13 protein-coding genes are annotated in these 12723 nt (G+C 62.5%); 7 read left to right on the forward strand and 6 right to left on the reverse strand.

The annotated features are described in order from the left end of the window. Window positions 1-16 precede the first annotated feature (16 nt). The 4 genes from mtgA to AB4K19_RS17695 all read left to right on the forward strand — a co-directional run bounded on the left by mtgA (window position 17) and on the right by AB4K19_RS17695 (window position 4671). Window positions 17-751, forward strand: coding sequence for a monofunctional biosynthetic peptidoglycan transglycosylase (mtgA, locus tag AB4K19_RS17680; RefSeq protein WP_375229575.1), 735 nt, complete (start codon window positions 17-19; stop codon window positions 749-751). Between the two features lie 56 nt (window positions 752-807). Beyond that, entirely contained in the window at window positions 808-1473 is a 666-nt protein-coding gene (fzlA, locus tag AB4K19_RS17685; RefSeq protein ID WP_375229576.1) for an FtsZ-binding protein FzlA, read from the forward strand. Between the two features lie 60 nt (window positions 1474-1533). After that, window positions 1534-2568 (forward strand): tRNA epoxyqueuosine(34) reductase QueG, encoded by a 1035-nt coding sequence (gene queG / locus AB4K19_RS17690; protein ID WP_375229577.1) that lies wholly within the window; start codon window positions 1534-1536, stop codon window positions 2566-2568. Between the two features lie 63 nt (window positions 2569-2631). Next, the gene (locus tag AB4K19_RS17695) at window positions 2632-4671 is read left to right on the forward strand and encodes a hydantoinase/oxoprolinase N-terminal domain-containing protein (RefSeq protein WP_436398455.1); all 2040 of its coding nucleotides are present in this window, start codon (window positions 2632-2634) and stop codon (window positions 4669-4671) included. Here the strand turns inward: AB4K19_RS17695 and AB4K19_RS17700 are convergent. The 3 genes from AB4K19_RS17700 to msrB all read right to left on the reverse strand — a co-directional run bounded on the left by AB4K19_RS17700 (window position 4644) and on the right by msrB (window position 7809). After that, window positions 4644-6713 (reverse strand): methyl-accepting chemotaxis protein, encoded by a 2070-nt coding sequence (locus AB4K19_RS17700; RefSeq protein WP_375229578.1) that lies wholly within the window; start codon window positions 6711-6713, stop codon window positions 4644-4646. The two genes, AB4K19_RS17695 and AB4K19_RS17700, sit on opposite strands and share 28 nt — an antisense overlap. A gap of 137 nt (window positions 6714-6850) precedes the next feature. Further along, window positions 6851-7363, reverse strand: a complete 513-nt coding sequence (gene msrA / locus AB4K19_RS17705; protein WP_375229579.1) for a peptide-methionine (S)-S-oxide reductase MsrA — start codon at window positions 7361-7363, stop codon at window positions 6851-6853. Next, window positions 7360-7809 carry a peptide-methionine (R)-S-oxide reductase MsrB gene (gene msrB / locus AB4K19_RS17710; protein WP_375229580.1) on the reverse strand — a complete coding sequence of 150 codons (450 nt, stop codon included), beginning with the start codon at window positions 7807-7809 and terminating at the stop codon, window positions 7360-7362. The genes msrA and msrB overlap by 4 nt, the downstream gene beginning before the upstream one ends. A gap of 136 nt (window positions 7810-7945) precedes the next feature. Between msrB and AB4K19_RS17715 the strand changes: the two genes are divergently transcribed. Beyond that, the gene (locus tag AB4K19_RS17715; protein ID WP_375229581.1) at window positions 7946-8473 is read left to right on the forward strand and encodes a glutathione peroxidase; all 528 of its coding nucleotides are present in this window, start codon (window positions 7946-7948) and stop codon (window positions 8471-8473) included. Window positions 8474-8502: 29 nt separating this feature from the next. After that, window positions 8503-9132 (forward strand): class I SAM-dependent DNA methyltransferase, encoded by a 630-nt coding sequence (locus tag AB4K19_RS17720; protein WP_375229582.1) that lies wholly within the window; start codon window positions 8503-8505, stop codon window positions 9130-9132. 3 nt (window positions 9133-9135) lie between these two features. On the opposite strand, the gene AB4K19_RS17725 is transcribed toward AB4K19_RS17720, so the two are convergent. Together AB4K19_RS17725 and AB4K19_RS17730 are read right to left on the reverse strand one after the other, a co-directional pair. Continuing rightward, entirely contained in the window at window positions 9136-10119 is a 984-nt protein-coding gene (locus AB4K19_RS17725) for a GlxA family transcriptional regulator (RefSeq protein ID WP_375229583.1), read from the reverse strand. Window positions 10120-10183: 64 nt separating this feature from the next. Next, window positions 10184-11053: a DMT family transporter gene (locus tag AB4K19_RS17730; protein WP_375230925.1), complete on the reverse strand. Its 870-nt coding sequence runs from the start codon at window positions 11051-11053 to the stop codon at window positions 10184-10186. Between the two features lie 135 nt (window positions 11054-11188). On the opposite strand from AB4K19_RS17730, the gene AB4K19_RS17735 reads away from it, so the two are divergent. Next, window positions 11189-11815: a LysE family translocator gene (locus tag AB4K19_RS17735; RefSeq protein ID WP_436398458.1), complete on the forward strand. Its 627-nt coding sequence runs from the start codon at window positions 11189-11191 to the stop codon at window positions 11813-11815. Window positions 11816-11828: 13 nt separating this feature from the next. Here the strand turns inward: AB4K19_RS17735 and AB4K19_RS17740 are convergent, their stop codons facing one another. Next, window positions 11829-12698: a sulfotransferase domain-containing protein gene (locus tag AB4K19_RS17740; protein WP_436398460.1), complete on the reverse strand. Its 870-nt coding sequence runs from the start codon at window positions 12696-12698 to the stop codon at window positions 11829-11831. Window positions 12699-12723: the final 25 nt, after the last annotated feature.

Raw genomic sequence — 12723 nt, forward strand, 5'->3', positions numbered from 1 at the left:
CGCCTATACCCGGGCCATGGCAAAACGTAAGACCAGGACGACGCGTCCCCGCAAAAAGAGACAACCGTCGGCGCCGCAGCTGTTTTTGCGCGCGGCCCGCCGCTGGTTTGTGCGCGGGGTACTTGGCGTTGCCGTTCTGGTCCTGGTGCTGATCGGTCTGGGCACTGTGATCAACCCCTGGACGACGCCCTACATGTTTTCCGAAAGCCGCCGTCTGGGCGGTGTGAGTTATGACTGGGTGTCTATCGACGCGGTGGCGCCGGCGATGGCGCGGTCCGTGGTCGCTGCGGAGGATGCAAATTTCTGCAATCACTGGGGTTTTGACGTTCAGGCGATCCGCGAGGCGATTGAGGATGGCGGCAACCGGGGTGCTTCGACGATAAGTCAGCAGACGGTCAAGAATGTTTACCTGTGGCACGGGCGCAATTACACCCGCAAAGCGCTTGAAGCGCTGATGACGCCGCTGATGGAGCTGATGTGGTCGAAGCGGCGGATCGTCGAGGTCTATCTGAACATCGCCGAGTTTGATGAGGGTGTCTTCGGGGTCAAAGCGGCGGCGGATCATTATTTTGGGGTTACGCCGGACCGGCTCTCGGATCTGCAGGCGGCGCGGCTGGCAGCGATCCTGCCGGATCCGAAGGGCCGGTCGGCGTCCCGGCCATCAGATTTCGTGCGCAAACGGACCCGTGCCATCCTGTCGGGGGCGGCGACAATCAGCAAAGACGGCAGATCAGACTGTTTCGAGAGTTGAATCCCGGCGGTCAACCGGGCATTGAAGAGATGATTTCAGAACTCCGGGATACCCGCATGGCGCGACTTTTTCACGTCCCTCTTTCTCCCTTCTGCCGCAAGGTGCGGCTCAGCCTCGCTGAAAAGAAGATAGAAACCGAGCTGGTCGAAGAGAAATACTGGGAGCAGGATGCCGATTTCATGCGGCGCAACCCGGCTGGCAAAGTGCCTGTGCTGCGCATTGACGGCATCATGATGGCCGAGAGTGCGGCGATCTGTGAGTACATCGAGGAGACGCGGCCCGAGCCGCCTTTGATGCCGAAAGATCCGGTTGCCCGTCAGGAAGTGCGGCGCATCGTGGGGTGGTTTGACGACAAGTTTCACCAGGAGGTGACGTCAAAACTGCTGTATGAGCGGGTCAACAAGAAGGTGACCGGCCAGGGGTATCCGGACAGCGGCAACGTGAAATCCGGCGCAAAAGCGATCAAGTATCACCTGGATTACATGACCTGGCTGCTGGATCACCGGCGCTGGCTGGCGGGCGACGTGATGACCCTCGCGGATTTTGCCGCCGCTGCGCATATGAGTGCACTGGATTATATTTCAGACGTGGACTGGAACCGGTCCGAGGTGGTGAAGGACTGGTACGCCAAGATCAAATCCCGCCCCGCGTTCCGGTCCATTCTGGCGGATCAGGTGCCGGGGTTCCCGCCGCCGCGTCATTACAATGATCTGGATTTCTGATCCACGGCCGGGGGCTGCCTGCCCCCGGACCCCCGGGGATATTTCCGGCCAGAAGAAACCGTGACGGCGCTGAAGCACAGGATCGTCGCCCGGGCGCTGGAAGAGGGGTTTGTGGCCTGTGGGGTGTGTCGTCCGGATGCTGTTCCGGAGGTGCCGGAGCGTCTAAGGGCGTTTGTTGACGCCGGATATCACGGGCAGATGGCATGGATGGAGGAGCGGATGCACTGGCGGTCCGCGCCTCAGGTGCTGTGGCCTCAGGCGCGCAGTGTGATCATGCTGGCCGAAAGTTACACGCCGCGTTTTGATCCTTTGTCTGTCCTTGAGTTGCCGGACCGTGCCGCCGTGTCGGTCTATGCGCAGGGCCGGGATTATCATGACGTTGTGAAAAAGCGCCTGAAACGTCTGGCGCGCTGGCTGGTGCAGGAAAATGGTTGCGAGGTGAAGGTGTTTGTGGACACAGCCCCCGTGCCGGAAAAGGCGCTGGCCGCGGCGGCGGGCCTGGGCTGGCAGGGCAAACACACCAATCTGGTCAGCAGGGACTGGGGCAACTGGGCCTTTCTGGGGGCGGTTTTCACAACGCTTGAGGTGGATCCGGATGAAGCGGAGGCGGATCATTGCGGATCGTGCCGGGCGTGTCTGGATATCTGTCCGACGGATGCCTTTCCCGCACCTTACCGTCTCGATGCGCGGCGGTGCATTTCCTATCTGACCATTGAGCACAAAGGGCCGGTGGCTGAGGACCTGCGCGCGGCACTGGGCAACCGCATCTATGGCTGTGACGATTGTCTTGCCGTCTGCCCCTGGAACAAATTCGCGGTGGCGGCCCGGGATATGCGCCTGCTGGGAGATGGCTCTCTGGAGGCACCGGCGCTGGCGGAGCTTGCCGCTCTGAACGATGCGGCATTCCGGGCAAAGTTTTCCGGATCCCCCGTCAAACGTATCGGTCGCGACAGGTTTGTGCGCAATGTGCTGTATGCCATCGGGAATTCGGGGTTGCCGGAGCTGTTGCCTGCAGCAGAAGCGCTTTGCGGGGACCCGGATGCGGCCGTTGCCGACGCGGCGCGCTGGGCGGTGACGCAATTGCGCAGCCTCTGACGCGTTCTGACTGGAAAATCCCACCACAGCGGATAAGGGTGGCCAGGACAAAGGAGATGTCGGATGGCAGTTTTGCTGGGTGTGGATACAGGTGGCACCTATACGGATGCGGTTCTTCTGGAGGATGAGGAACGGGTGCTTGCCTCGGCCAAGGCCCTGACCACGCGCGAGGATCTGGCGTCAGGCATCGGTGAGGCCGTGCGCCGGGTGCTGCAGAGTTCAGGCGTGCGGCCTGAGGACATTGCGCTGGCGTCCCTGTCGACAACGCTGGCCACCAATGCGCTGGTTGAAGGCCAAGGGGGTCGGGCGGCGCTGGTTTTCATCGGGTTCCGGGAGCGTGATCTGGAGGCGCATGGCCTGCGGGAGGCACTGCGGGGCGATCCGGTTCTGATCTGCGCGGGCGGCCACAACCATGCAGGCGCAGAGGCGGCAGAACTGGACGAGGCGGCACTTCGGGCGTTCGCCCGGCGCTGGGGACCGGAGGTCAGCGGTTTTGCGGTGGCGTCACAGTTTGCCACGCGCAATCCGACCCATGAAACCCGGGCGGCGGAGATTATCCGGGCGGAAACGCAGCGCCCGGTATCGGCGTCTCATCAGCTTTCTGCAAAGCTGAACGGGCCCAAGCGGGCGCTGACCGCGCTGCTGAATGCCCGTCTGATCGGGATGATCGAACGTCTGATCGGGCGGGCCGGTGCGGTGCTGGATGAGATCGGGATTGAGGCACCGATGATGGTGGTGCGGGGCGATGGGGCACTGATTTCCGCGGAACAGGCGCGGGATAAACCGATCGAGACGATTCTGTCGGGACCTGCGGCGTCGATCGTTGGCGCGCGCTGGCTGACGGGGGCCGGTGATGCGCTGGTCAGCGACATCGGCGGGACAACGACGGACATCGCGCTGTTGCGGGATGGCCGCCCGTCGGTTGATCCGGCGGGTGCGCGCGTTGGTGGGTTCCGGACGATGGTTGAGGCTGTGGCGATGCGCACGACCGGGCTGGGCGGGGACAGCGAGGTCCATCTGCGGAGCGAGGGGCTGGAGGGCGGTGTTTTTCTGGGCCCGCGGCGGGTGCTGCCGGTGTCGCTGGCAGCGGTATCCGCGCCTGAGGTCGTGCATGAAACGCTGGATCAGCAGCTGCGCAGCACTGTGCCGGGCGAGTTCGACGGGCGGTTTGTGCGGCGTGTCGGAGGGCAGAATGCCGAAGGCCTGGGCGCGCGGGAGGCGGCGCTGCTCGAGCGGATCACACCGCAAGTACAGCCGCTGGGGCCCGTGTTGCGGATGCGGGTGGAGCATGAAGCGCTGCGCCGACTGGTGGAGCGCGGCCTGGTGCAGATCAGTGCTGTGACGCCGTCGGATGCCAGCCATGTTACGGGCGGGCTTGCGGACTGGGATGGTGAGGCCGCGCGCAAAGCACTGTCTCTGATGGCGCGGCGGCGCGCAGGATCCGGTTCGGTCTATGCAGAAAACGCAGAAGATATGGCGCTGATGATCATCGGGCAGCTTACGCTGCAAACCACGACAGCGCTTCTGGAGGCGGGGTTTGCCGAAGAAGACGGCGCGCTGTCGGAGGCACCCGGGGAGATGGCGCGGCATCTGCTGGTGCAGCGCGGGCTGTCGGGGCACCGGAACATGGTGCGGCTGGACGCCGGGCTGAATCTGCCGGTGGTGGGCCTCGGTGCGTCCGCCCGGTTTTATTACCCGGAAGTGGGCAGGATGGTTGGCACCGGAATGATCCTGCCGGAGCATGGGGGGGTGGCCAATGCCATCGGTGCCGTGGCCGGGCGGGTCACGATGCGCGAAACCGGGCAGGTGACATCAGCCGGAGAAGGGGTGTACCGCGTGCATGGGCCCGGAGCGCCGGAGGATTTTGCCAGTGAGGCGGCCGCGCTTGCAGCGCTGGAGGCCAGGTTACGCGGGGATGCGGTGCGGCGGGCAAAAAGTGCCGGAGCAGGCGATATCAGCACCAGCACGGCGCGCGATGTCAAAACGGCCGAAACCGAAGGGCGGCGCGTGTTTGTCGAGGCGGTTGTCACCGTTGAGGCGACAGGCCGGCCGCGCGTGGCGCCTGAGGACGGTGTTCAGGACGCCAGCCGTGTGGAGGTCTGAGAGCGGCGGTTCGCATCCTCGTCGCCTGTGCGGAATGAAGAGGTATGTGCGCTGAGCGCGGTCACTTCGTTCGCCAGCAATTGTGTTGCAGCGTTGGTTTCCTCGAACATTGCGGCGTTTTTCTGTGTGACACTGTCCAGATTGCCGATTGAGGTCGAGATTTCCGACAGGCCACCTGATTGCTCGGTCGCGGCCGTGGCCATTTCGCTGACCATGTCGGACACATTTGCGACGGCTTTCTCGATCTCTGCCAGCGCATCGCCGGTCCGGGATACAAGATCGACGCCCTGGCTGACCTGGCCCGAAGATGTGGTGATCAGGGCGGCAATCTGCGTTGCGGCCTCTGAGGAACGCTGCGCCAGCGCGCGCACCTCTGATGCCACGACTGCAAAGCCGCGACCGGCCTCTCCGGCGCGTGCGGCCTCAACACCAGCATTGAGCGCGAGCAGATTGGTCTGAAACGCGATGTCGTCGATCACAGAGGTGATTTTGGAGATTTCCGACGAGCTTTCCGCGATCGCGTCCATGGCGGCGCGCGCTTCGGACATGATGTCTGACCCGCCTTTGGCGTGCGTGCGTGTCTTCACAACCTCGGACGCGGTTGACTGCGCTGTCTCAGCTGTGGATTTCAGCGAGGCGGACATCTGCGTGATCGCGCTGGCGGTCTGTTCCAGATCTGACGCCTGCTGTTCAGTACGCTGGCTGAGGCTGGAGGAGGCGCCGGAAATATCTGTGATGCCTGCGTGGATCTGTTCGGACGAGCCGATGACGTTGCTTACAAGTGTCCGCAGCCGTTCCTGGGTCGTGTTGAAATTCCGGCGCAGCGGTTCGTATCCGGAGGAAAAAGGCTCGTCCAGATGAACGCCGAGATTGCCTGTGGCCAGCTCGGACAGCCCTTCGCTGAGCTCTTTCACAGCGAATTTCCGTGGTGTGATATCGGAGGCAAATTTGACCACTTTGACCGGATCACCATTAGGCCCGAAAACGGGGTTGTAGGTCGCCTCAATCCAGACGTCGGAGCCGTCCTTGTGCCTGCGCCGGTACTCGCCGACGTGAAATTTGCCGGATTTCAGGATTTCCCAGTGCTCGCGGTACTCCTTTGACGCGGCCTCGCCATCGGGCATGAAGATGCTGTGATGTTTGCCCCTGATCTCATCAAGGGTGTATCCCATCGCGTTCAGGAACAGATCGTTAGCCGTCCGGATATGACCGTCCATGTCGAACTCGATCACGGCCTGCACCCGTGCGATGGCTTTAACCTGGTCAGAGGCTTCTTCGCGCTCTGTCACGTCATCGGCTATTTTCAGCACACCGATCTGTTCGCCATGTGTGTTCAGCACCGGAGCGTAGCTGCAGTGAAGCCACATCGGCCGCTCGTTTTTGCCGAACCGCTTGAAAATGCCTGACTTCAGCTCGCCTTCGCTGATCTGCTGCCAGAACTGTGCGTATTTGTCGGTACCTTCGTACTCTTCATGGATGAACATCGTGTGGTGCTTGCCCACCACATCACTTTCGTCATAGCCGGTGATCTCCAGAAACCGCTCATTTGTCTCCAGCACGATGCCATCTGTGCCAAAAAGCACCTTTGCCTGTTCGCGCGAGATTGCCTCGAACTGACTGCGGATGTTGCGCGCATCATTTTCGCGCTGGGTCACATCGCGCAGGATTTTTACCAGACTGGCACCGTTATGATCCTTTTCCGCCAGGGGCAGGTAGGTGGCGGACACCCACAGTGATCTGCCGTCGTATGTTTTCCGGGGCAGGATGTACGTAGCGGAGGTGCCACGCTCCAGAGCATCCGCAAAAGAGGTGTCGTCGCGCGCCTCCGCCTGCGAATGATCGATCAGATCATCATGGCGGACACCCAGCGCGGTTTCCGGGGAATAGCCTGTTATCTCACAGAATTTTTCGTTCACACGGACGATTGTCCCGGCGCGGTCGAACCAGACAAGACCATGGTTCGTGCTCAGTGCGTCCAGCAGTGCATCCGCGGGGGCTGCCGCGTTATTCTTCCGATCCGCCTTGCGCGCGAAAAATGGCATAGCAATCTCCTGATGGTTTCAGGGGTTCTACGCATCCGGACCTTAAAAACTTCTTTATCTGCACGCCTTCAGGTTGCATTTTCGGGAAGAAAACCGCAGCGTTTCTGCCGCAGCGGCTGCGGCAGAAACCAGAGATATTATTCGGCCGCTGCGGTGCGTTTGGGCAGTACCCAGTCTGCACGCGGGAAGTGGCAGGTGTAGCCGTTCGGGAAACGCTCCAGATAGTCCTGATGCTCCGGTTCTGCTTCCCAGAACGGACCCACTTCCTCAACTTCGGTGACGACCTTGCCGGGCCAGATACCGGACGCCTCTACATCGGCGATTGTATCGACCGCCACCTGCTTTTGCGCGTCATCCACATAGTAGATGGCCGAGCGGTAGCTGAGCCCGATGTCATTGCCCTGCCGGTTCAGCGTCGTGGGATCGTGGATCTGGAAAAACAGCTCCAGCAGATCGCGGTAGCTGATGACGTCCGGATCAAAGATCACCTCGATCCCTTCAGCGTGGGTGCCATGATTGCGGTAGGTGGCGTTGGCCACGTCGCCGCCCGTATATCCAACACGGGTCGACAGGACGCCCGGGCGCTTGCGGATCAGATCCTGCATGCCCCAGAAACAGCCACCGGCCAGTACAGCGCGTTCAGTGCTCATGCCACATCCTCCACCTGATCAAGGTAGTCGCCGTAGCCTTCGGCCTGCATGTCGTCGCGGTGCACAAAACGCAGCGACGCGGAGTTGATGCAATACCGCAGACCGCCACGGTCCACAGGCCCGTCCGGGAACACATGGCCAAGGTGGCTGTCCCCATAGGTCGAGCGGACCTCGGTACGGACCATGCCCAGGGTTGTGTCGCTCAGCTCCTGCACATGGGCAGGCTCAATCGGTTTGGTGAAGCTTGGCCAGCCACAGCCGCTTTCGTATTTGTCGGCAGAGGCAAAAAGCGGCTCGCCGGAGACGATGTCCACGTAGATACCCGGCTCTTTGTTGCCGAGCAGTTTGCCGGTGCCGGGCCGTTCGGTGCCGTTCTGCTGGGTCACGCGGAATTCTTCCAGTGACAGTTTCCGGATGGCTTCGTCGGTTTTTTCATATCTGGGCATAAGGGTCTCCCGTTTACCTTTGCTTCAGAAGATAAGAGCCCGCCGCGCGATGAAAAGAGGAAACTATTCGGTGGGTGATCACGTGTCTGAGGGGAAACGGGACCTATATGACCCCCAGGCGGACCAGGAGGCGACAATGAAACGACCCGCAACGGTACTGGCATTCATCCTGTCGGCAGGCACAGCGCTCGCCGGCATGGGACCTCACAGCTTTGCCTCCATAGACGGTGGCACGCTGGAAACAGCAGACTGGGAAGGCCGGCCGGTGCTGGTGGTGAACACCGCGTCGCAATGCGGTTTCACCGGCCAGTATGACGGGCTGCAGGCGCTCTATGACCGATACCGTGATCAGGGGCTGGTGGTTCTTGCCGTCCCGTCCGACGATTTCAGCCAGGAGCTGGACAGTGCCGAAGAGGTGAAGGAGTTCTGCGAGCTGAATTTTGCGCTGGACCTGCCGATGGCGGATATCACCCGCGTCAAGGGGCGCCAGGCGCACCCGTTCTATCGCGAGGTCCGGGAAGAGACGGGATTTGTGCCGCGCTGGAACTTCAACAAGGTGCTGATTGGTCCGGATGGCGCGGTGATTGACACCTGGGGGTCCCGCACAAAGCCGATGTCCGGAGAGATCACCGGTGCAATTGAGGCTTTGCTGCAGGGGTCCTGAATGCCAGACTGGCACCGGGAGGATCCGGGATGCCAGCTGACAAACATGATCTTGATGCCGCTTATGCGCTTGAAACACCCGATGACAACCGGGCGCTGTATGCCGGCTGGGCAGAGACCTATGAGGACACCTTCGCCAAGGCGATGGATTTCCTGATGCCAGGCCAGGTCGCCCGGATGTTTGCCGCATGTGGCGGGACGGGGCCGGTCCTGGATGCGGGCGCGGGCACCGGTCTTCTGGGGCAGGCGCTGGCAGCGCAGGGCATTGCGCCGGTGGACGGGCTGGACCTGTCGCCGGAGATGCTGGAGGTGGCGCGGCGCAAGGATGTTTACCGCGATCTGGTGGTTGCCGACATGACGCAGCCGCTGCCGCTGCCGGACGCAGCATGGCAGGGTGTTGTGAGTTCGGGCACCTTTACCCATGGCCACGTCGGGCCAGCGGCCTTTGATGAACTGATGCGGGTTGCGGCACCCGGCGCGCTCTTTGTGGTGACCATCAAACCGGAGCTCTTCCACGACGCAGGGTTTGCGGAAAGATTCGACAGCTTCGGCGACAGGATCACCGGGTTTGAGCAGGTTGAGGCGCCGATCTACGGGCCCGGGGCCACGGGCGCGCACCGGGACGACAGGGGCCTGCTCGTGCGTTTCCGCAAAACCTGACGGTCAGCCGTCATCGCGCCACATCAGGCGCGCGCTGCCCCCTTCCAGCCCGGGGCTGATCCCATAGGCGGCGCGGTAGCTCTTGGAGAAATGTGACAGGGATTTGAACCCGCAGGTGACACAGACGTCCGTCACCGAAAAATCCGTCTGGCGCAGAAGATCGCGCGCTTTCTCCAGCCGCAGACGCAGATAGTGACGCTTGGGTGAATTCCCGACATAGCGGGCAAAGAGCCGTTCCAGCTGGCGCGTGGACAGACCAACAAGCGCGGAAATCTCATCCGGGGTCAGCGGGTCTTCGATATTGTTTTCCATGATCTGCATGGCCAGCGCGAGCTTGGCATTGCGGACCCGTGTGCGGGGCTGCAGGGCGGTGCGCTGGGCGTGATCGGGCAGGCGCGGATCGGTGTAGACCATCTGATCCGCAACCCAGGTGGCCAGATCATCGCCGTGTTCGCGGCGGATCCGGTCGAGCATCATATCCATGGACGCGGCCCCGCCGGCCGTCGTGAAAACCCGGCCGTCTGCGGAAAAGATGCTGTCTTCCATAATCACATCGGGCAGTACTTCGGTCAGGGCGGAGCGGTATTCCCAGTGCGTGGTCACCCTCTTGCCCGCCACCAGCCCCGCCAGAGCCAGAACGTAGGTGCCCGAGGACAGCGCGCCGTAATCCATGCCCTTGCGGACCTCGCGGCGCAGCCAGTTCAGTGCCTTGCGGCTGGTGTTCTGTCCGACATCCTCGCCGGCGCAGATAACGATGGTTTCATCGCGCGCCAGCTCTTCGAGCCCGCCGTCGACGCCAACCGGCACACCGTTATACGCGCGCACAGATTCCCCTGTTTCCGACAGCACCCGCCAGGAATAAAACGGCCCGCCGGACGGATAGCGGTTGGCGAGGCTCAGCGCCTCAAGCGCGCAGGAAAAGCCAAGCTGCGAAAACCCTGGGATCAGCAGAAAGGCATAGGATCTGAGGGGCGGTGCGTCGCTCATCGGCTGCGTATCCCGGTGAATGTCGGCGCAGGGTAGCCGCTTTCGGGAAATCCAAAAACCGCGTTTACGACACCCTTTGTCGCGAAATCTGCACGGCGAGGATCCCCAGGGCAATGATCACAACGCCCAGAACATCCCGGCCACCCAGAGGCTCGGACAGCAGAAGGGCCGCAATGGCGACCCCGAAGAACGGGTTGAGAAAGTGGAAAGTCGCCGCCCGTGTGGCGCCGATCCGGTTGACCAGCCAGAACCATACGAAGGTCGCGGCCAGACCAGGCACCAGCGTCGTATAGGCAAAGGCCGCCGCAAGCGTCCAGCTTGGGTCCAGCCGGGGTGTTTCGAACAGAAGCGTGGCCAGCCCGCAGGCGACACACCCCACCAGCATCTGCAGCCCGACAATCATCAGGAAGTTGCCACCCGATGTGGCGCCGCGCACCGATAGTGTTGCGATGGTCAGGGCAACCACGGCGATGCCGCAAAGCAACAGGCCGGTCAGGTCAACGCCACCGTCGATGCGCGCGCCCATGATAAGGCTGACGCCCGCCACGCCGGCAATCAGACCGGCAATGCCCAGAGGCCGCAGACGTTCGCCCAGAAACATCCAGCCCGCCAGCGCCACCAGCAGCGGCATGGTCGAGGCAATGATTGCAGCGACCGAAGCCTGGATCGTCTGCATCGCCACGAAATTCAGGCCCAGATAGACAGCGTTCTGCAATACACCAAAGAGGATCGTTGCACGCCATTGCGCAGGCGTCAGACGCCAGGACTGGCCCAGAGCCAGCGCGATCCCGACGCCCAGCAGGCCGGAGATGGCATAGCGCAGCGTCAGGGCGGCCATTGGCGAAGCATCTGCCACGATGATCCGCGCAGAAGTAAAGGCCGAAGACCACATGACCGCAAACGCCAGCCCCATCAGAATTGCGCGGATGTCCATAAGCCTGTTGTCGCGTCCTGCGGTTGCTTCGGTCGCGACCATCGGGGAAATCGGACCGGGCCGCAAGGTGCCAGGACGCCTTGACACCGGCGTGCGCGCCAGCGTTCATCAGCGCAATCATCAATGAGGCCTGCCATGATCCCGCCTGACGTTCTTTTTGTATTTGTTGCCGCCTGCGTGGCGCTGGCACTGGCGCCCGGGCCGGACAATATTTTTGTGCTGACCCAGGCAGCGCTGAGCGGCCGGATGGCGGGTGTGCTGGTCACCCTGGGCCTGGTGACGGGTGTCCTTGTTCACACGACGCTTGTGGCGCTGGGCGTGGCGGTGATTTTCCAGACCTCGCAGGCCGCTTTTACGCTGCTGAAGATCGCCGGTGCGGCCTATCTGCTGTGGCTTGCGTGGAAGTCTTTCCGGGCCGGTGCCACGGATGTCACCGGTGCCGGTTCTGACCGGCTGCCCGCCGCGCGCCTTTATGGGCGGGGGGTGATCATGAACCTGACCAATCCGAAGGTCGCGATCTTTTTCCTGGCGTTTCTGCCGCAGTTTGCCGACCCCGCGCGGGGGTCTGTGACGGCGCAGATTTTCCTCTTTGGCCTGGTGTTCGGCCTGTGCGCGCTGGTGATTTTCAGCGCTGTGGCCTGGGCTGCGGGATTTCTGGGCCAGTGGCTGGGGCAAAGCCCGGGCGCGCAGGTGGCGCTGAACCGGATCGCGGGCGTTGTGTTTGCCGGTCTGGCGCTGCGGCTGCTGATGTCGCAACGCTGACAGCGGGCGCGGATCAGGCGGTGCCGTTTTCCAGCCAGGCGCGTTCCGCGGGCGTCAGATGGGCATCCATCATCGCGTCATAGGCGGCCAGTTCGGCATCCGACAGCTGGCCGTTCCATTTCCCGCTGGTGCCGCTGTCGAAAAAGGCCGCATCCGACCTGAAGAACCCTTTGCCGCCCGACGGAGCATAGCGTTCGGGGTTCCGGCTCATATTGCCGAAGGTTGCGGCCTGCACCAGCTGATCCATCAGCTCTGGCGGATGGGAGATGTCCAGCAGGCCGGCGAGCCGGTCAAAGGTACCCGCCAGGTCGCGTGTCATATCCGCGTAGTGGAACAGTGACACGTTCGCACGAGCCGCCGCCCGCGCGACTTTGTAGTGCCGGAGGATATGGGCCAGCGGCATGGCATCGGTATCAAACCCTTCGGGCCCGCCATCCAGAAAGCGGCGGAACGCCGTCCCGTCGGTGTCGTCTTCGGGATACCAGTGATTGAACCAGGGGATCGGGATGTTGCGCACGTGTTTGCGGAAAGAGAAATGCGCATCCAGCGGGTGGCGGAACACACAGACGTACTGTGCCCGATTGTGCATCGGCAGCCCGTCCATCGGCGTGTGGGTTTTCATGCTCCGGCGATGGGTCATGGCCTCAAGGCGCGTGGCCACCTCCGTGATCTCCCGGATGCGGATGTCGACCCAGGGCATTCTGACTGACAGGTCCGTTTCGACATCCGGATCGCCGGAAAAGAGCAGGGCCACGATTGTCTGCATCCAGGTGGTCCCGCATTTGGGCGGTGTCACTACGAACACGTCGTCTGGCCGGATCTGCACCATATCCCAGCGGCGGTTGTCAGTCAGGGCCCCGAGATAGAGCTGGCGTTCTGTCATCTCTGTCATCTCCTGCGCGGGGCCC

The sequence above is a fragment of the Roseobacter phycocola genome (assembly GCF_042055075.2).
Taxonomy (GTDB): domain Bacteria; phylum Pseudomonadota; class Alphaproteobacteria; order Rhodobacterales; family Rhodobacteraceae; genus Roseobacter.